Annotated in this window: 19 protein-coding genes; all 19 read right to left on the minus strand. The window is 46.2% G+C overall.

The annotated features are described in order from the left end of the window. Positions 1 to 165 precede the first annotated feature (165 nt). Positions 166 to 939: a cell division protein CpoB gene (gene cpoB / locus V2H77_RS10630; protein ID WP_341498754.1), complete on the minus strand. Its 774-nt coding sequence runs from the start codon at positions 937 to 939 to the stop codon at positions 166 to 168. Between the two features lie 9 nt (positions 940 to 948). Beyond that, on the minus strand, positions 949 to 1449 hold the full coding sequence (pal, locus tag V2H77_RS10635) for a peptidoglycan-associated lipoprotein Pal (RefSeq protein WP_065390540.1): 501 nt from the start codon (positions 1447 to 1449) through the stop codon (positions 949 to 951). A 47-nt stretch (positions 1450 to 1496) separates the two neighbouring features. Continuing rightward, complete coding sequence (gene tolB / locus V2H77_RS10640; RefSeq protein WP_341498755.1) at positions 1497 to 2789, minus strand: Tol-Pal system beta propeller repeat protein TolB; 1293 nt, start codon at positions 2787 to 2789, stop codon at positions 1497 to 1499. A 257-nt stretch (positions 2790 to 3046) separates the two neighbouring features. After that, positions 3047 to 4117 (minus strand): cell envelope integrity protein TolA, encoded by a 1071-nt coding sequence (gene tolA / locus V2H77_RS10645; RefSeq protein WP_341498756.1) that lies wholly within the window; start codon positions 4115 to 4117, stop codon positions 3047 to 3049. 45 nt (positions 4118 to 4162) lie between these two features. Next, positions 4163 to 4588 carry a colicin uptake protein TolR gene (gene tolR, locus V2H77_RS10650; RefSeq protein WP_049583530.1) on the minus strand — a complete coding sequence of 142 codons (426 nt, stop codon included), beginning with the start codon at positions 4586 to 4588 and terminating at the stop codon, positions 4163 to 4165. Positions 4589 to 4602: 14 nt separating this feature from the next. Then, entirely contained in the window at positions 4603 to 5298 is a 696-nt protein-coding gene (gene tolQ, locus V2H77_RS10655) for a Tol-Pal system protein TolQ (RefSeq protein ID WP_036812848.1), read from the minus strand. Continuing rightward, positions 5295 to 5699 carry a tol-pal system-associated acyl-CoA thioesterase gene (gene ybgC, locus V2H77_RS10660; protein WP_341498757.1) on the minus strand — a complete coding sequence of 135 codons (405 nt, stop codon included), beginning with the start codon at positions 5697 to 5699 and terminating at the stop codon, positions 5295 to 5297. Before ybgC ends, tolQ begins: the two co-directional genes overlap by 4 nt. A 112-nt stretch (positions 5700 to 5811) precedes the next feature. Continuing rightward, positions 5812 to 6081 carry a cyd operon protein YbgE gene (gene ybgE, locus V2H77_RS10665; protein ID WP_341498758.1) on the minus strand — a complete coding sequence of 90 codons (270 nt, stop codon included), beginning with the start codon at positions 6079 to 6081 and terminating at the stop codon, positions 5812 to 5814. Beyond that, entirely contained in the window at positions 6075 to 6197 is a 123-nt protein-coding gene (gene cydX / locus V2H77_RS10670) for a cytochrome bd-I oxidase subunit CydX (protein WP_341498759.1), read from the minus strand. Before cydX ends, ybgE begins: the two co-directional genes overlap by 7 nt. A gap of 12 nt (positions 6198 to 6209) precedes the next feature. After that, on the minus strand, positions 6210 to 7349 hold the full coding sequence (cydB, locus tag V2H77_RS10675) for a cytochrome d ubiquinol oxidase subunit II (RefSeq protein ID WP_341498760.1): 1140 nt from the start codon (positions 7347 to 7349) through the stop codon (positions 6210 to 6212). A 14-nt stretch (positions 7350 to 7363) separates the two neighbouring features. Further along, the gene (cydA, locus tag V2H77_RS10680) at positions 7364 to 8932 is read right to left on the minus strand and encodes a cytochrome ubiquinol oxidase subunit I (RefSeq protein WP_139656398.1); all 1569 of its coding nucleotides are present in this window, start codon (positions 8930 to 8932) and stop codon (positions 7364 to 7366) included. Between the two features lie 673 nt (positions 8933 to 9605). Next, a complete protein-coding gene (gene sucD / locus V2H77_RS10685; RefSeq protein ID WP_265380313.1) occupies positions 9606 to 10481 on the minus strand; it encodes a succinate--CoA ligase subunit alpha in 876 nt (291 codons plus the stop codon). Next, on the minus strand, positions 10481 to 11650 hold the full coding sequence (gene sucC, locus V2H77_RS10690) for an ADP-forming succinate--CoA ligase subunit beta (RefSeq protein WP_265380314.1): 1170 nt from the start codon (positions 11648 to 11650) through the stop codon (positions 10481 to 10483). Before sucC ends, sucD begins: the two co-directional genes overlap by 1 nt. A 163-nt stretch (positions 11651 to 11813) precedes the next feature. Next, entirely contained in the window at positions 11814 to 13031 is a 1218-nt protein-coding gene (odhB, locus tag V2H77_RS10695; protein WP_341498761.1) for a 2-oxoglutarate dehydrogenase complex dihydrolipoyllysine-residue succinyltransferase, read from the minus strand. 14 nt (positions 13032 to 13045) lie between these two features. Continuing rightward, on the minus strand, positions 13046 to 15853 hold the full coding sequence (gene sucA / locus V2H77_RS10700) for a 2-oxoglutarate dehydrogenase E1 component (protein ID WP_341498762.1): 2808 nt from the start codon (positions 15851 to 15853) through the stop codon (positions 13046 to 13048). Positions 15854 to 16118: 265 nt separating this feature from the next. Next, positions 16119 to 16835: a succinate dehydrogenase iron-sulfur subunit gene (locus tag V2H77_RS10705; protein ID WP_036780842.1), complete on the minus strand. Its 717-nt coding sequence runs from the start codon at positions 16833 to 16835 to the stop codon at positions 16119 to 16121. Between the two features lie 36 nt (positions 16836 to 16871). Further along, a complete protein-coding gene (sdhA, locus tag V2H77_RS10710) occupies positions 16872 to 18638 on the minus strand; it encodes a succinate dehydrogenase flavoprotein subunit (RefSeq protein ID WP_341498763.1) in 1767 nt (588 codons plus the stop codon). After that, the gene (gene sdhD, locus V2H77_RS10715; protein ID WP_341498764.1) at positions 18639 to 18986 is read right to left on the minus strand and encodes a succinate dehydrogenase membrane anchor subunit; all 348 of its coding nucleotides are present in this window, start codon (positions 18984 to 18986) and stop codon (positions 18639 to 18641) included. It lies immediately after the preceding gene. Continuing rightward, positions 18980 to 19369, minus strand: coding sequence for a succinate dehydrogenase cytochrome b556 subunit (gene sdhC / locus V2H77_RS10720; protein ID WP_214069416.1), 390 nt, complete (start codon positions 19367 to 19369; stop codon positions 18980 to 18982). The genes sdhD and sdhC overlap by 7 nt, the downstream gene beginning before the upstream one ends. Positions 19370 to 19584 lie beyond the last annotated feature (215 nt).

Raw genomic sequence — 19584 nt, forward strand, 5'->3', positions numbered from 1 at the left:
CGACTGAGCTAACGACCCATCTTGTGACTTCTCTCGGCAACGGCGGCATATATTACTGATTTCTCCGCGTTACGCAATGATTATTTTTTGAAATTACGTTTAAATGCTTATTAAGCACTCAATCAACCCCGAAAATGTATTACTACATCCTTCCGGGGCCAATAGTTATAGAGTAGAAAGCTTTTTCTCTGCCAGTTTAGCTGCATTCGAACCTGGGTATTGTTTCATGACTTGCTGATAAACAGATCTCGCTTTATCCTTCTGGCCCTTGTCCTGCATGATTAAACCAACTTTATAAAGCGATTCGCCACTCTTCTGCGACTTAGGATACTCTTTTACTACCGTAGCAAAGTAATAAGCGGCTTCGTCTTTCTTACCCTTGTTATAGTGAAGCTGTCCTAACCAGTAATTAGCATTAGGCACATAACTCGATTTCGGGTAACTCTTCACAAAACTCTGAAAGGCTACAATCGCTTTATCATACTCTTTGGTATTCACCGCCAAATGAACAGCAGCGTCATAATCACCCTTCTCGCTGCCCGTACCAATAGATGATGATGCCTGATTGCCACTATTACTTGTACTTGCCGTTGAAGAAGCTGTATTTGCAGTAGGCTTACTCCCCTCAGAACTGGTAGCTCCTTCCAGTTGCTGATAAATATCCTTCTGCCGCTCTATAATCTGATTGAGCTGATACTGATTCTCCTGAATCTGCCCTCGAAGCATGTCAATATCACGTTGAGAATCAGCAAGTTGTTGCTGGAGCTGCGTTAATAGCTGACTGTGAGCATTGGAAATACGCTCTAATTGGGTAAGGCGCTCATCGGTAGAACCCGATCCGACATTACTGATTGGCGCTTGGGCAATAGCGGCCCAAGGAACCGCTACGCCAACCAATAACGACAGACCCAAAAAATGATGTCTGAAGTTACTGTTCATGAACTACTCTTAGTATGCCAGTACTGCGCGACGGTTTTTGCCATAAGCTGCTTCGTCGTGACCCAGTACAGCAGGTTTCTCTTTACCGTAAGAGACGATAGAGATTTGCTCACCGGAAACACCTTTGCCTTGCAGGTACATTTTCACTGCATTAGCACGGCGTTCACCTAATGCGATGTTGTACTCAGGAGTACCACGTTCGTCAGCATGACCTTCTACAACAACTTTATAAGATGGGTTGCTGCGCAGGAATGCCGCATGAGCGTCTAGCAGCTGAGTAAAATCTGAGCCAATATCGTATTTGTCAAAACCGAAATATACGATATTGTTGTTTTGTAGCTCTTGCATTTGCTGACGAGCTAATTCCTCTGCTGACAGACCCGCATTAGTTTCGTTAACAGTGCCGACACCAGTCTGATCGTTATCAGCATTCTTGTTAGAACTACACGCTGCTACGGCCATAACTGGTAAAGCTAACATCAGCCCTTTTAGCACTTTGTTCAGTTGCATCTCTTTGATCCTTTTAAAATTTGCCATACATATTATTTTATTATGCATCACAGATACGGCGACCAGGCAGGAAATTTTACCTGTCCATCGGTTGCCGGAAGACGCGCTTTGAAACGCCCGTCAGTCGAAACTAGCTGCAATACAGTCCCCAACCCTTGAGTGGAGCTATAAATCACCATAGTGCCGTTAGGTGCGATACTCGGCGTTTCATCCAGGAACGTATCCGTCAAAGTTTGAACGGCTCCCGTTGCCAGATCTTGTTTAGCAATGTGCTGCTTACCACTCTCTGAGCTGACCATCACCACAAAATTACCATCCGCACTTACATCAGCATCCTGGTTTTGTGTGCCTTCCCAAGTGAGCCGTTGCGGAGCACCGCCATTAATATCGATTTTATATAACTGTGGACGACCACCCTGATCAGAGGTATAAACCAAAGTCTGGTTATCCGGCATCCAACTTGGCTCAGTATTGTTACTGCGGCCATCTGTCACCTGACGAATCTGAGCTGAACTCAAATCCATCACGTAAAGATTCAAACTACCCGATTTAGACAGAGCAAATGCCAATTTGCTGCCATCTGGGGAAAATGCAGGCGCACCGTTATGACGCGGGAAGGAAGCAACCTGACGTACCTCGCCACTCGCCAAAGTCTGGATAACCAAGGCAGAACGGCCACTTTCAAATGTCACATAAGCCAGTTTGGCGCCATCAGGAGACCAGGCCGGCGACATCAACGGTTCCGGCGAACGGTGAACAGTGAACTGGTTGTAACCATCGTAATCAGATACACGCAATTCATACGGATATTTACCGCCATTAGTCTTGACGATATAAGCCAGACGAGTACGGAATGCCCCTTTGATGCCCGTCAGTTTTTCAAATACTTGATCACTGGCTGTATGCGCAGCATAACGCAACCACTGTTTGGTCACTTTAAATTGATCCTGAACAAGCACTGTACCCGGAGCACTCGCAGTATCAACCAATTGATAAGAGATTAAAAAACCACCATCCGCACTTGGTTGGATCTGCCCAACAACAACAGCATCAATTCCCAACGCCGACCATGCAGCCGGTGTCACCTCAGATGCCGTCGTTGGTTGCTGTGGCATACGGCTAGCATCAATAGGGTTAAACTTACCGCTGTTGCGAAGATCGGCCCCAACGATCGCCCCAATCTCTTCTGGCGCATTGCCCGCGCCAGTCCATTTAAATGGCACAACGCCAATAGGACGCGCAGAATCAACACCTTGGGTGATCTCAATACGAACTTCTGCCTGAACAACCGTGGCCCACAACATTAAAATGCCTAGCACTACTTTAAAAGCCTGCCTCATTAATCTCTCCCTTATCACGATGGAATAGTCGCAATAATTCGCAGAATATTAACAAACGTCAACAAACAAAACCAGATAGCTTAATAATATATACCCGTCATCTTTCAAGTTGCCTCTTTGTTGGCTGCACTCACTCACCCCGGTCGCATAGTTATCTATGCTCCCGGGGATTCGCTCCTTTGCCGTCGCGATGCATCTTGAAATCCATTGGGTATAGAATGGTTTTGTTTGTTATTAATAACTTCTAAATGACAACTTTATTGAGGTTTGAACTCCAGCGAAGCATTTTTAAACGCTTCATAAACCTCCTTGCTTGGCGGTTTCGGAATTTTCGCTTGTTTAGCCGCCGCTACCGCTGCTTGGCACAACGCCTGATCCCCCCCTTCTGGTTTTACATCAATTAGCAAGCCATCAGGAGCAAGCTTAATCCGCAATATACAGGTACGCCCACGATACATGCTTGGATCATAAAACTTATTCTGTATCGCTATCTGGATCTGTCCCAGATAGTTATTAATGTCAGCATTCGAAGCACCGCTTTTCTTGCCGCCGCCTTTACCCGCGGCAGAAGCTCCTCCTTGCTGTTTAGGTGCGTTGGAAGTTAAACCACCCAGTAAATCATCAACTTCACTTGCCTGTTTAGTGGCTTGCTCAGCAGCTTTTTTCTTGGCGTCAGCTTCGGCCTTGGCTTTAGCCTTTGCATCTGCCTCAGCTTTGGCTTTAGCATCCGCTTCAACTTTAGCTTTCGCTTTAGCCTCAGCTTCTGCTTGAGCTTTTGCTTCTTCCGCGGCTTTTTGTTTAGCAGCAGCGGCTTCAGCTTCTTTCTTAGCTTCAGCTTCGGCTTTCTTCTGTGCCTCTGCCTGCTCTTTAATCAGTTTTTCTTTTTCAGCCTTAGCCTTTGCCGCCGCTTCTTCTGCCTGTTTTTGCTCTTCGCGGGCTTTGTTTGCGGCTTCTAAAGCTTGCTTTTTCTGTTCTTCCGCTACCTGTTGCGCCTTAATTCGTTCTTCTTCTACCGCTTTTAAACGCTCCTGCTCTTCAGCCTGTTTTTCCCTTAATTCAGCGGCCTGCTGTTCCGCTTTTTTCTTTCGTAACTGCTCTGCACGCTTAGCATCAGCCTGTTGTTGTTGCTGTTGGTTGTACTGTTGTACTACCGCATTCGGATCGACCATAACAGCATCAATAACAGAACCATCCTGACCACCGCCACCCATTTCAGTTTTTCGTGTCAGGGAACCCCAAATAAGTAACCCGATCAAAATAATATGCAACACAACCGAAACGATAACAGCGCGATTTAATTTATTGTTTTGCCCGTTTGTCTTTCCCACGCTCGATATCCAAGATCTTCAAATAACAGCAACTGCCGGCCAAACTCAGATAGGCTGAGTCATTAAACCAACGGATTTCACACCTGCCCGATGCAGCATGTTAAGTGCCTTAATAATCTCATCATAAGGCACTTCCTTCGAACCACCGATCAAGAAAACGGTTTTTGGATTCTCTTTTATTCGTGCCTGAGCTTCCGCAATAATCTGCGGTTCAGGCAGTAACTCCAACCGTTCATGGTTAACTATCATGGTGTATTGACCAACACCAGAAACCTCCACGATTACCGGTGGATTATCGGAGCTGGAAACCGTTTTAGAATCTACCGCATCCGGCAGATCAACTTCTACGCTTTGAGTGATAATCGGCGCTGTTGCCATAAAGATAAGCAACAGAACCAGCAATACGTCCAGTAAGGGAACGATATTGATTTCGGATTTCAGCTCACGCTTGCGACTACGAGTGCGTGCCATAGCCTCTCCCCTTACTATTTGTTCTCTGCTTTATTTTCAGCAGCGAAAGCCTGACGATGCAAAATAGCCAGAAACTCTTCCATAAAGTTATCGTAATTTTGCTCTAGCTTATTAACACGCTGATTCAGGCGGTTGTATGCCATAACTGCCGGAATCGCCGCAAACAGACCAATCGCCGTTGCAATTAACGCTTCTGCAATACCCGGCGCCACCATCTGGAGAGTAGCCTGTTTTACCGCACCTAACGCGATAAATGCATGCATAATTCCCCAGACCGTACCAAATAGACCAATATACGGGCTAATTGAGCCAACTGTACCCAGGAATGGAATATGGCTTTCCAACGATTCCAATTCACGATTCATTGAGATACGCATTGCACGTGAAGCCCCTGTTACCACCGCTTCTGGCGCATGATTATTTGCATGACGCAGACGGGCAAATTCTTTGAACCCAGAATAAAAAATTTGTTCTGTTCCACCTAAAGAATCTCGACGCGACTGACTTTCCTTATATAAGCGTGATAATTCAATACCCGACCAGAATTTATCTTCAAACGCTTCCGCTTCTCGGGTTGCTGCATTGAGAATTTTGGTCCGTTGAATAATGATCGCCCATGAAGCAACGGAAAAGCAGATCAAAATAAGCATGATCAGCTGCACCAAAAGGCCCGCCTTCAGGAATAAATCTAGAATGTTCATGTCAGTCACTGCTTAAACTCCGCGACAATAGACTTTGGAAGCGCAATCGGCTTCATTTGAGATGTATTCACGCAGGCGATTAACACTTCTGCGCTGTTAAGAATTACTCCATTATCATCAACAATGCGTTGAATAAATGTCAAAGACGCTCTGCGAATATCCGTAATTTCACTCTGCACCTCCAACATATCATCAAGCCGGGCCGCGGCACGGTAATCAACCACCATACGCCGAACAACAAAGGCAATTTGTTCATCAAGTAAACGCTGTTGATGAATTCCATGCTGACGTAACATCTCAGTACGCGCTCTTTCATAAAAGACGACATAACGACCGTTATAAACTATCCCACTCGTATCTGTATCTTCGTAATAAATACGAATGGGCCACCGGAACAACGTATTACTCACTTTCAATCCTACATAAGGCGAATTAACGCTGCCACTATACTCAAGACAATGCGGCTTTGGAATAATGTGCAAATAAAAAATTTATGGGTTAGAGGCCCTATAACATACAGAATTAACTCATAAAGAAATGATACAAACCCCAAATCAAAATCAAGAATGCCAGCAAAGGGGAGAAAAAAATGCGCCAGACGCTATTTCTTGGCTGGAAACCCACCCCAAAAATCACACCTGTGCATACAGCCCATATTAGCAAAATACCTTGCCATATCTGCAATGAACTGGTGTTAGCCGCAAAACGAGCAGGGTCCCAGAATACACAAGCAGCAAACATTAATGCCGCGATAAGAATAAGGCCCCGAACAGGGCCTTTATCTATCAACACGATTTTTCGCCATTTTCAGCGGCTTTTTCTTCTTCATTATGCTCAAAAGCTAAGGCAGCGATTATAGCGAAACTACAAGCCAAGAGCGTTCCGAGAATCCAAGCAAAATACCACATGCTTTATGTTCCTTAGTACAGTGAATGTTTATTATCTTCAATAAAACTTTTATCCAAACGCCCAAACATTTTGTAGTAACACCAAATGGTATATCCCAGAACAATTGGGACAAAAATCAATGCAACTACAGACATGACACGCAGCGTCATCAGGCTTGAAGTAGCATCCCACATCGTCAAACTGACATTAGGATCAGTGATTGAAGGCATCACAAATGGGAACATCGTTACACCACAGGCCAGAATGATGCCAGCCATTGTCAGTGAAGAGAACAGGAATGCCCATCCAGCTTTATTCATACGGGTCATCAGCATCGTCAGCATAGGCGAAGCCACACCCAGTGCCGGTAGCGCCCACAACCACGGATAATTGTTAAAGTTAGTCAGCCAAGCACCCGCCTGATGAGCAACTTCTTTATGTAATGGGTTAGACTGAGCCATTGTATCTAAGCCGCCAGTCACAACATAACCATCAATACCATAAATCAGCCATACGCCTGCCAGCAAGAAAGCCGCCATTGTCACCAGCGCACAAAGATAAGTTGCGGTACGAGAACGCAGACGCAGTTCACCCGTAGTACGCATTTGCAGATAAGTTGCCCCCTGAGTCACAATCATCATCAAGCTGATCACCCCCGCCAGTAAACCATACGGGTTGAGTAATCCAAAGAAGGAGCCGGTGTAGAACAGGCGGAGTTGAGAATCAACGTTAAACGGCACCCCCTGTAATAGATTACCGAATGCCACACCGATAACTAATGGCGGAACAAAGCTACCGATAAATATTCCCCAATCCCACATGTTACGCCACTTGCGGTCTTCCAGTTTGGAGCGGTAATCAAAACCAACCGGACGGAAGAACAATGCAGATAACACCAAGATCATAGCAACATAGAAGCCAGAGAACGCCGCAGCATAGACCATCGGCCATGCGGCGAACAGCGCTCCACCAGCGGTAATCAACCAAACCTGGTTACCATCCCAGTGCGGCGCCACTGAGTTAATCATGATGCGACGTTCAGTATCGTTTTTGCCGATGATACGTAACAGGATACCAACTCCCATATCAAAACCATCAGTTACCGCGAAACCGATCAGCAACACACCAATCAGTAGCCACCATATAAATCGTAGTACTTCATAATCAAACATACGTGGACTCCTGTTTACTGAGCATCAGGTGCTGAAATTGTTTTCTGTTCAAAATGGTAACGACCCGTTTTCAGGCTACTTGGGCCAAGGCGGGCAAATTTGAACATCAAAAACATTTCCGCAATCAGGAATAAGGTATAAAGGCCGCAAATCAGCGCCATAGAGAACAAGATATCGCCGGCAGTTAAATTGGAACTCGCCACCGCAGTTGGCAGAACTTCACCAATTGCCCACGGTTGACGACCATATTCCGCCACAAACCAGCCTGATTCTATGGCAATCCACGGCAATGGAATACTGTACAGGGCGGCGCGCAGTAACCATTTTTGTTTACCAATGCGGCCACGGATAACACTCCAAAACGCCAGACCAATCAACAGTAACATCAGGAAACCTGCCGCAACCATGATACGGAATGCAAAATAGAGCGGCGCAACACGAGGAATGGAATCTTTTGCAGCCGCTTTGATTTGTTCTTCACTGGCATCAGTCACTTTGCTGGTATAACGTTTCAGCAACATGCCATAACCCAGATCTTGTTTATTCTCATTGAATGCAATACGAACAGTCGGGTCGGTGTTACCTGCACGCAATTCTTCCAACAAGTGATAAGCCTTTATACCATTACGAATACGCTGCTCGTGCTGGTCCATCAAATCACGCAGACCAATGACCGGAGTATCAACAGAACGGGTAGCAATCAGCCCCATAAGATAAGGGATCTGAATGGCATATTTGTTTTCCATTTTATCCTGATCCGGGATACCTATCAGTGTAAAAGCTGCCGGCGGTGGTTGGGTTTCCCATTCAGCTTCGATGGCGGCCAGCTTAGTCTTCTGTACGTCGCCCATTTCGTAACCAGATTCATCACCCAATACAATAACAGACAGTACAGCCGCGATACCAAAGCTTGAAGCAATCGCAAATGAACGCTTAGCAAATGGAATATCACGGCCTTTAAGCAGGTAGTAAGAGCTGATACCGAGAACGAAGATCGCCCCGGTCACATAACCCGCTGCAACGGTATGAACAAATTTCACCTGAGCAACCGGGTTCAGCACCAGTTCAGAGAAACTGACCATCTCCATACGCATGGTTTCAAAGTTGAAATCAGAAGCAATCGGGTTTTGCATCCAACCGTTAGCAATCAGAATCCAAAGTGCAGAGAAGTTAGATCCTAATGCGACTAACCAAGTTACCGCCAGATGTTGCGTCTTACTGAGACGATCCCAACCGAAGAAGAACAAGCCTACGAATGTAGATTCCAGGAAGAACGCCATCAGCCCTTCAATCGCCAGAGGCGCACCGAAAATGTCACCGACGTAGTGAGAGAAATATGACCAGTTAGTCCCAAACTGGAACTCCATAGTCAGCCCTGTTGCAACCCCCAGAGCAAAGTTAATACCAAATAACTTGCCCCAGAATTTTGTCATATCTTTATAAATCTGTTTACCGGAGAGCACATATACCGTTTCCATGATCGCCAGCAAAAACGCCATACCCAGCGTTAGCGGAACGAATAGGAAGTGATACATCGCGGTTAAGGCAAACTGTAATCGTGACAGTTCGACAATATCAAACATCTTGACTCCTTGCTCCTAGCAGGAAGACACCGACTTGCGGCAACCTGACTTCATATAAGCGCTTTTCGCAAAGCACTCATGCAGAAGCCTCATAACTACCAGCAATAAATGCCTTTAAAATAACAACTCATAACCAAGTAAATTAAAAACTAATTAGACTAATAGTATAGTACGCTTATATTCCCATACAATAAATAGGTTTTACGTGATTCAGATTAGAATTCTGAATATAGATCAAGAATTGCGGTTATTGTTTAATGGGAATTAATTTGATCAAAGTCAATTTAAGCAAATTAAAGCAATAATGCCATAGTAATAACTTGATTTTAGGTATCTTTTTCTGATTAGTGTTAATTACTTTGTCCATTATTTCATTTTGGTTGATATATTGTTAATTATTTGTTTATTTAGATAAATATTGATTTCTATATTGATGTAAAATGACTTTTAAAATTAACTTGTTATTTTCATCCTTAAGAAAATATTATTATTAACTTTTCCTCTAATTAAATTTCATTTTAATAAATAGCATTAATGAAATTCAGTTTAATTTAATTGGAGAATAACAAATTGAAAATAAGGATTTAATGAATTTAATCGCGGTGAATACTGTCTATACAAATAAAAAGGCCACTTTACAGCGGCCTAATAGATAAGAATTATTTATTGGACTTTACTTGCCAGCAAGTAAATCTTTTACTGCATCACCGATATCCGCCAGGCTGCGAACTGTCTTCACACCCGCCGACTCCAGAGCAGCGAATTTTTCGTCCGCCGTTCCTTTACCGCCTGCGATGATGGCGCCAGCATGCCCCATACGCTTACCTTTTGGTGCGGTTACACCGGCAATATAGGCAACAACCGGCTTAGTGACGTGCTGTTTAATATAAGCCGCCGCTTCTTCTTCCGCTGTTCCACCAATTTCACCAATCATTACGATGGCTTCTGTTTGCGGATCTTCCTGGAACAGTTTCAGAATATCAATGAAGTTAGAACCTGGAATTGGGTCACCACCGATACCAACACAAGTAGATTGCCCTAAACCAGCATCCGTTGTCTGTTTTACCGCTTCATAAGTCAGCGTTCCTGAGCGGGAAACGATGCCAACTTTACCTGCTTGATGAATGTGTCCCGGCATAATACCAATCTTACATTCATCTGGCGTAATGACTCCCGGACAGTTAGGGCCAATCATACGCACACCCGCTTCATCCAGTTTCACTTTAACCGCCAGCATATCCAGCGTCGGGATGCCTTCAGTAATGGTGATGATCAGTTTAATTCCTGCGTCGATCGCTTCCAGAATAGAATCTTTACAGAATGGCGCGGGAACATAGATAACAGAAGCCGTTGCCCCTGTTGCTTCTACCGCTTCACGAACGGTATTGAAAACAGGTAATCCCAGATGCTCAGTACCGCCCTTACCCGGCGTTACCCCACCAACCATTTGAGTACCGTAAGCAATCGCTTGTTCTGAATGGAAAGTACCTTGGCTGCCAGTGAAACCCTGACAAATAACTTTGGTATTTTTATCAATTAAAATAGACATTATTTATTTGCCCCCACTGCTGCTACTGCTTGCTTAGCTGCATCTGTCAAGCTGGTTGCGGCAATGATATTTAAACCACTGTCAGCCAATTTTTTCGCGCCCAGATCAGCATTGTTCCCTTCCAAACGAACAACAACCGGTACGTGAACCCCGACTTCTTCCACTGCGCCAATAATACCGTCAGCAATCAGGTCACAACGAACAATACCACCAAAGATGTTAACCAATACCGCTTTCACATTTTCATCTGACAGGATAATTTTAAACGCTTCTGTCACACGCTCTTTGGTTGCGCCACCACCCACATCAAGGAAGTTAGCTGGCGCGCCGCCATGCAATTTAACGATATCCATCGTTCCCATTGCCAAACCTGCACCGTTTACCATGCAACCAATATTGCCATCCAGCGCGACATAGTTCAGCTCCCACTGTGCCGCCTGAGCTTCACGGGGATCTTCCTGAGATGGGTCATGCATTTCACGCAATTCAGCCTGACGGAACAGTGCGTTACCATCAGCGCCCAGTTTGCCATCCAGACAAATCAAATCACCTTGAGTAGTAATAACCAGTGGGTTAATTTCAACCAGCGCCAGATCGCGCTCCAGGAACAGATTTGCCAACCCCAAGAAAATTTTAGTGAACTGGCTGACTTGTTTACCGGTTAAACCCAGTTTAAATGCCAGTTCACGCCCCTGATAAGACATAGGACCAATCAACGGGTCGATAATCGCCTTATGGATCAGTTCCGGAGTCTCTTCCGCAACTTTTTCAATTTCAACACCACCTTCAGTAGAAGCCATGAACACTACACGACGTGTACCACGATCAACCACAGCGCCGAGATACAGCTCCTTCGCAATATCAGTTGCCCCTTCCACTAAAATCTGACGAACAGGCTGCCCTTGCGCATCTGTCTGGTAAGTAACCAAACGTTTGCCTAGCCACTGCTCTGCGAAAGCGCGAATTTCTTCTTTACTGTTAACCACTTTCACGCCGCCCGCTTTACCGCGACCGCCAGCATGAACCTGGCATTTCACCACCCAAGGGCCAGAGCCGATTTTAGATGCAGCTTCTTCTGCTTCACGCGGTGTCGTGCAGGCGTAACCAGCCGGAGCGGGTAAACCATACCGTGCAAAAAGCTGTTTTGCCTGATACTCGTGTAAATTCATGATGTTCTATCCATAATTAAGTCTGAGAAGAGCAAAAATAAGTAAGTTGCTCTCTGATTTTTTTGTTGCTTTGGATATAGCCAGTCCAAAGACTGGCTGTACATATACATTTGTTTACTTCAGACTGGGCAGATATTAGCGCGTATCTGCCCTGATTATGTTGCTATACGTCCAGCAGCAAACGTGCAGGATCTTCCAGCATTTCTTTGATGGTCACCAAGAAGCCTACAGACTCACGCCCGTCAATCAGACGATGGTCATAAGACAGCGCCAGGTACATCATTGGAAGGATCTCCACCTGACCATTAACCGCCATTGGGCGATCTTTGATGGCATGCATACCAAGAATCGCACTCTGTGGTGGGTTAATGATTGGCGTAGACATTAAGGAGCCGAATACACCGCCATTAGTAATGGTAAAGTTACCACCCGTCAGCTCTTCAACGGTCAATTTGCCGTCGCGGCCTTTGATAGCCAGCTCTTTAATGCGTTTTTCGAGATCAGCCATGCTCAACGCATCGGCATCACGCAGGACTGGCGTTACCAGGCCACGCGGTGTCGATACCGCAATACTGATGTCGAAATAGTTGTGGTAAACCACATCAGTACCATCAATAGAAGCATTCACTTCTGGATAGCGTTTCAGTGCTTCAACCACGGCTTTCACATAGAAAGACATAAAACCCAGACGCACACCGTGGCGTTTTTCAAACGCCTCGCCGTACTGCTTACGCATGTCTTGAATCGGCTTCATGTTAACTTCGTTAAATGTTGTCAACATCGCCGTGTTGTTTTTCGCTTCCAGCAGACGTTCAGCCACACGCTTACGCAGGCGAGTCATTGGAACACGTTTTTCACTGCGGTGCGGCAACAGAGAATCCTGGGCAGAAACAGGGGCTTCTACAGACTTGCTAGCCGCTTTTTCGTTATCAGCCATGTATTTTTCCACGTCTTCACGGACAATACGTCCACCAACACCACTGCCTTTAATCGCTGTAGCATCAAGATCATGCTCTGCAATCAAACGGCGGACCGCCGGGCTGAGCGCATCATTGCTCTCTTCTTCTAAACCCGCCGCCTGGCGTTTCGCCAAAGTTGCTTCTGTCTTTTCTTTTATTTCCGCCGGCTTGCCAGTGCTATCGCCCAGACGGATACGACCAAGAAGCTGACGAGACAGAACAGTGGCGTCTTTCTCTTCCAAAATGGCTTCTAAAACACCCGCTTCACTGGCAGGCACTTCCAACACAACTTTATCTGTTTCGATTTCAACCAGCACTTCATCACGCTCAACACGGTCACCCTCTTTTTTGTGCCAAACTGCCACAGTGGCATCAGCAACAGACTCAGGCAGATCCGGAACCAGAATATCTACGCTACTCATTTTATATCCTTTATTTATTCAACGTTCAGTGCGTCATTAACCAGCTCTTGTTGTTGTTGCTGGTGAACTGACGTATATCCAACTGCCGGGGAAGCAGACGCAGGACGACCTGCATAACGTAAAGAAGCCCCGAACGGGATCACTTCACGGAAGTTGTGCTGACTGCAATACCAGGCCCCCTGATTTAATGGCTCTTCCTGGCACCAGACAAAATCATGTACATGAGCATACTGTTCCAGTGTTGACTGAACATCCTGATGAGGGAATGGATATAGTTGCTCAATACGCACGATAGCGACATCAGTTTGTTCATTTTTACGACGTTGCTCCAACAGGTCGTAGTAGACTTTACCTGAACAAAGTACAACTCGTTTAACGCCTTTCGGATCAAGATCGTCAATTTCACTAATAACCGTCTGGAATTTACCGTTAGCTAGCTCATCCAGGCTGGAAACGGCTAATGGATGACGCAACAGTGATTTTGGCGACATAACGATCAACGGACGGCGCATACCGCGCAAAGCCTGACGGCGAAGCATATGGTAGACCTGAGCTGGCGTTGATGGCACACAAACCTGCATATTCTGTTCTGCACACAGTTGCAGATAACGCTCCAAACGGGCTGAAGAGTGTTCAGGCCCTTGCCCTTCATAGCCATGAGGCAGCAGCATAACCAAGCCGCACATACGGCCCCATTTCTGCTCGCCGGAGCTAATGAATTGGTCAATAACAACCTGTGCGCCGTTGGCGAAATCACCAAACTGAGCTTCCCAGATTGTCAGAGCACGAGGTTCTGTTGTTGCATAGCCATACTCAAACGCCAATACCGCTTCTTCAGACAGAACAGAATCCCAAACATCGAATGCTCCCTGACCGTTATGAACGTTCGCCAGAGGAACATAAACAGAACCGTTAGCCTGATTATGAACAACCGCATGACGATGGAAGAAAGTACCACGACCCGCATCTTCACCAGACAAACGCACCGGGACCCCTTCATCCACTAAAGTCGCGTAGGCCAATGTTTCTGCGCCGCCCCAATCGAACAATTTATCGCCGTTCGCCATTTCTGCACGGTCGTTATAAATTTTCGCTACACGGGAGTGCATTGTCACTTCTTCCGGGACGGAACTGATACGTCTACCCAGATCTTGCAAACGCTTAATATCAACTTTATGTGGGTACTCTTCATCCCATTCGTGATTAAGATAAGGCTCCCAAGTAAATGAATGCAGCCCCATTGAGCGCCACTCATCAACGACACAATCACCACGGTCGAGGGCATCACGATACAGGTTAACCATTTCGGTCATATCATCGACTGATATCAAGTTCTCAGCCGCCAGCTTGTCGCCATAGATTTTACGCGGCGTTGGGTGTTTCTTGATTTTTTGATACATCATTGGCTGAGTCGCACTTGGCTCATCAGCTTCGTTATGACCATGACGACGGTAACAGACCAGATCGATCATCACATCACGTTTGAAGGTATTACGGAAATCCAGTGCTAAACGGGTAACAAATGCCACCGCTTCTGGATCGTCTGCATTAACGTGGAAAATCGGCGCCTGTACCATTTTGATAATATCGGTACAGTATTGTGTTGAACGGGCATCTTTCGGGTTAGACGTTGTGAAACCGATCTGGTTGTTGATGACGATACGAATTGTACCGCCTACCTCATAACCACGAGCCTGAGACATGTTCAGAGTTTCCTGCACTACTCCCTGGCCGGTAACAGCAGCATCACCGTGGATAGTGATTGGCAATACCATATTACTGCGGCCTTCATCCAGACGGTCACGGCGGGCGCGTACTGAACCAATAACTACAGGGCTGACAATCTCAAGGTGAGATGGGTTAAATGCTAATGCCAAATGAACCTGAGCCCCCTCGGTGGCAAAGTCAGACGAGAAACCTTGATGATATTTCACGTCACCAGTACCAAGGTGCTCTTTATGCTTACCAGCAAACTCATCAAATAGATCAGCCGGTTTTTTACCTAAGATATTAACCAAGACGTTGAGGCGACCACGGTGAGCCATCCCCAGCACAACTTCTCGTGTGTCATGCTTACCCGCATGGCGGATAAGATCCTTCAACATTGGGATCAGCGCATCACCACCTTCAAGAGAGAAACGTTTCGCTCCCGGAAACTTCGCTCCCAGATAACGCTCCAAACCTTCCGCTGCCGTCAGTTCTGCCAGAAAACGCCGCTTTTCTTCTACGCTAAACTGAGAGCTGACCGTCACAGACTCCAGACGCTGCTGAATCCAACGTTTTTCTTCCGTATTGGTGATGTGCATGTATTCAGCGCCAATAGAACCGCAATAAGTGCGTTTCAGCGCTTCATACAAATCAGCCAATTTCATCGTCTCTTTGCCGACTGCGAAAGAACCTACGTTAAATGTCTCTGCAAAATCAGCTTCCGTCAGATTATGGAAAGCAGGATCTAAATCAGGCACATTATCCTGTTTCCATAATCCCAACGGGTCAAGGTTCGCATTTTGATGGCCGCGGAAGCGGAATGCGTTGATGAGCTGCAAAACTTTAACTTGTTTTGCATCCATTGCTGGATCGCTGACAGAGGAATGATAACGGGTAGTATCTTTCGCAAGACGGCGGAAGTAATCACGCGTCTGCGAGTGGAGTTGTTCACCGTTGAGTCCCGCATTCGGCAATTGTTGGAAAATCTCTCTCCAACTTGCATCAACGGAGTGTGGATCGGTTATATAGTCTTCATAGATCTGCTCTATGTAAGACTGGTTTGAACCAGCCAGGAAGCTTGAATCCAGCCAGTCCTTCATTGCGCCGTTCTGCATTGTGATCCCTTAAGCTTTAAAAGCTTTAGTTTTCGCCGTGGTTAACTATTACCGTTTAAATACGGTATCGATAAAAGGTTCATTTGGACGTGCTTTATGCATGTTCTCTTTTGGGTTTCGGAACCCTTCAAGGAACCTTTAAAAACCGCCTCATCGTTTTTAAAGGTTCCTCGCCTCAAGCTTTTGTCATCATTAGCAGTTGGCAACTCATACTCTTCAATTCTTTGTGCCCTCCACAGAGAAAATCTCGCGGAGGGCGGACCTATTATGCACTATGTTTCAGTAACATAGACTTAATATGGCCAATAGCTTTTGTTGGATTCAACCCTTTAGGGCACACACTGACACAATTCATGATGCTATGGCAACGGAAAACACTGAAAGCATCATTCAGCTTGTCTAATCGTGAAGCCGTTTCAGTATCACGGCTGTCAATCAGGAAGCGATATGCTGCCAGTAAGCCCGCAGGCCCGATAAATTTATCAGGGTTCCACCAGAATGACGGACAGGAAGTTGAGCAACATGCACACAGAATACACTCGTACAGACCATCGAGTTTTTCCCTTTGTGCAGGTGATTGCAAATGTTCGCGTGCCGGCGGGTTTTTGCCGTCATTCAGCAAATATGGGCGAATCTTCTCATATTGCGCATAGAATTGCCCCATATCGACAACCAAGTCACGAATAACCGGCAAGCCGGGCAACGGGCGAATAACAATTTTCTTGCTACCACGCCGCAAAGCCGAAACAGGCGTAATACAGGCCAGGCCATTTTTGCCATTCATGTTGAGGCCGTCAGAACCACAAACACCTTCACGACAAGAACGACGGAAAGAGAGTGTTGGGTCCTGCTCTTTAAGCTGGATCAACGCATCCAACAACATCATGTCACGCCCTTCTTCTGCTTCCAGCGTGTAATCCTGCATACGAGGAGCGCTGTCAACATCCGGGTTGTAACGATAAATCGAAAATTCAAGTTTCATAATCTATTCCTCCGCAACTGGATCATCAGCAACTCATTAGTAAGTACGCGCTTTCGGCGGGAATGCTTCACGCAGTTTTGGCTGCATGTTGACATTACGACGCGTCATAGTTTCAGTTTGCGGTAGATAGAGGGTGTGGCATAACCAGTTCGCATCATCACGATCCGGGTAGTCGAAACGGCTATGAGCACCACGACTCTCAGTACGGAAATTAGCAGCGACAGCCGTAGAAAATGCCGTTTCCATCAGGTTATCAAGCTCCAGACACTCAATTCTCTGAGTATTGAACTCTGAGGAAGTATCATCCAAACGTGCATTTTTCAGGCGTTCACGGATAACTTTAAGTTCTTCCAGCCCTTTCGCCATTGCATCACCTTCACGGAATACAGAGAAGTTGTTCTGCATGCACGCTTGCAAATCTTTACGAATTTTAACCGGATCTTCACCAGTACGCGTACTATTCCAACGGTTCAGACGTTGCAGGGATACTTCAATATCAGATTCACTGGCTTCGCGGCTAGTACCTTGCTCCATCAGCGATTCTTTCAGATGCAAACCGGCAGAACGGCCAAACACCACCAAATCCAGCAAAGAGTTACCCCCCAAACGGTTTGCGCCGTGAACCGATACACAGGCAATCTCACCGACAGCAAACAGGCCCGGAATAACCACATCTTCACCTTTTGCGTTAACCATCAGCGCCTGACCGGTAACTTTAGTTGGGATTCCCCCCATCATATAGTGGCAAGTTGGAATAACCGGGATAGGTTCTTTTACCGGATCAACGTGGGCGAAAGTACGGGATAATTCAAGAATACCCGGTAGACGAGATTCCAGCACCTCTTTGCCCAAATGATCCAGTTTCAGCTTAGCATGAGGCCCCCAAGGACCATCACAACCACGACCTTCGCGGATTTCGATCATGATGGAACGCGCTACTACATCGCGACCAGCCAGATCTTTAGCATTTGGCGCATAACGCTCCATAAAGCGTTCGCCGTCTTTATTCAACAAATAACCGCCTTCGCCACGGCAGCCTTCTGTTACCAGAACACCCGCACCGGCAATACCGGTTGGATGGAATTGCCACATTTCCATATCCTGTACAGGTACACCCGCACGCAGCGCCATACCGACGCCATCACCAGTGTTAATGTGAGCGTTAGTTGTTGATTGATAAATACGACCTGCGCCACCCGTTGCCAGAATAGTTGCTTTCGCTTTGAAATAAACCACTTCACCGGTTTCAATACAGATCGCAGTACAACCAACAATAGTGCCATCCTGATTTTTAACCAGATCCAATGAATACCATTCAGAAAAAATAGTGGTGTGATTTTTTAAGTTCTGCTGATACAGCGTATGCAACAGGGCATGACCGGTACGGTCTGCCGCCGCGGCGGTACGTGCCGCCTGTTCACCACCAAAGTTTTTTGACTGGCCGCCGAATGGACGTTGATAAATACGGCCATCATCTAAGCGTGAAAATGGCAACCCCATGTGTTCCAGTTCCAGAATGGCCTCGGGACCGGTTTTACACATGTACTCAATCGCATCCTGGTCACCGATATAATCGGAACCTTTCACCGTATCATACATGTGCCATTCCCAGTTATCGTCATGGGAGTTACCCAACGCAACGGTGATCCCCCCCTGCGCGGATACAGTATGAGAACGGGTTGGGAATACTTTGGAAATCAAAGCACAGGATAATCCCATTTGTGAAATCTGTAGTGCCGCGCGCATGCCAGCGCCGCCTGCACCAATAACGACTGCATCAAACTCTCTTACTGGCAGTTTCATCTATACACCCCACACCACAATTGTTCCGTAAATCAAGTAAGCCATCAGTGCAACGATAATCGCCAATTGCAACATTAAACGCAGCGCCAACGGCTTTACATAGTCAGTTAGTACTTGCCACATACCAATCCAGGCGTGAGCCAGAATGGAAAACAGCGCCAGCACAGTGAAGACTTTAGTGATGGATGAAGCGAAGAAACCCCGCCAGACTTCATAAGTGATCTCCGACGTTGTCACGACGAAGCCCAACATATAAAGAACATATAAAACAATAATCATTGCGGACGCGCGCAATAATAGCCAATCATGGATACCCGTGCGACCCAATGCAGATGCGTTACTTACCATACCAGTACTCCAGCCAGAATCGACAGAATAACAGCAATCCCGATTGCCGCTTTGGCAGAGAGACTACCGACCGCTAAGTTTTCTTCCAAGTAGCCGAAATCCATCAACATATGACGGATACCGCCACAGATATGGTAAGCCAGTGCGGTCAGAATGCCCCACACAATAAACTTAGCGAAAAATCCCGTCATAATATCGGCGGCTTGCTGAAACCCTTCTTGCGAGGAGAGAGACATTCCTAACAACCAGAGGAGAATTCCTACTGCTACGAAAGTAATGACGCCAGAGACACGGTGCAAGATCGAGGCTATTGCAGAGACTGGAAAGTGTATCGTCTGCAAATCAAGGTTGACAGGTCTTTGTTTTTTCACAATTTTGCCCACACAGCTCTTTTATTATTTTCCTTCCTCCGGACCTGGGCGGAAATCAGACAGCGATAAGAGGATACAAAGACACAACATTCAATCAGACGATAGATCCTTCATGTTAAAAAATGTTGTGGTTTAGTTACGCTGGGTGCTCCTACAGCAGGGTAATCCGGAGACCTGGCGGCAGTATATGTGCTTCACATTATTATTACAATTCCAACACAATATGA

It is taken from the genome of Photorhabdus sp. P32, from assembly GCF_038085095.1.
GTDB classification, from domain to species: Bacteria; Pseudomonadota; Gammaproteobacteria; order Enterobacterales; family Enterobacteriaceae; genus Photorhabdus; species Photorhabdus luminescens.

Coding starts and splice junctions, on each gene's coding strand:
- cpoB (WP_341498754.1), bottom strand. CDS start 939: ATGAACAGTAACTTCAGACATCATTTTTTGGGTCTGTCGTTATTGGTT.
- pal (WP_065390540.1), bottom strand. CDS start 1,449: ATGCAACTGAACAAAGTGCTAAAAGGGCTGATGTTAGCTTTACCAGTT.
- tolB (WP_341498755.1), bottom strand. CDS start 2,789: ATGAGGCAGGCTTTTAAAGTAGTGCTAGGCATTTTAATGTTGTGGGCC.
- tolR (WP_049583530.1), bottom strand. CDS start 4,588: ATGGCACGCACTCGTAGTCGCAAGCGTGAGCTGAAATCCGAAATCAAT.
- cydX (WP_341498759.1), bottom strand. CDS start 6,197: ATGTGGTATTTTGCTTGGATTCTCGGAACGCTCTTGGCTTGTAGTTTC.
- cydB (WP_341498760.1), bottom strand. CDS start 7,349: ATGTTTGATTATGAAGTACTACGATTTATATGGTGGCTACTGATTGGT.
- cydA (WP_139656398.1), bottom strand. CDS start 8,932: ATGTTTGATATTGTCGAACTGTCACGATTACAGTTTGCCTTAACCGCG.
- sucD (WP_265380313.1), bottom strand. CDS start 10,481: ATGTCTATTTTAATTGATAAAAATACCAAAGTTATTTGTCAGGGTTTC.
- sucC (WP_265380314.1), bottom strand. CDS start 11,650: ATGAATTTACACGAGTATCAGGCAAAACAGCTTTTTGCACGGTATGGT.
- odhB (WP_341498761.1), bottom strand. CDS start 13,031: ATGAGTAGCGTAGATATTCTGGTTCCGGATCTGCCTGAGTCTGTTGCT.
- sucA (WP_341498762.1), bottom strand. CDS start 15,853: ATGCAGAACGGCGCAATGAAGGACTGGCTGGATTCAAGCTTCCTGGCT.
- V2H77_RS10705 (WP_036780842.1), bottom strand. CDS start 16,835: ATGAAACTTGAATTTTCGATTTATCGTTACAACCCGGATGTTGACAGC.
- sdhA (WP_341498763.1), bottom strand. CDS start 18,638: ATGAAACTGCCAGTAAGAGAGTTTGATGCAGTCGTTATTGGTGCAGGC.
- sdhD (WP_341498764.1), bottom strand. CDS start 18,986: ATGGTAAGTAACGCATCTGCATTGGGTCGCACGGGTATCCATGATTGG.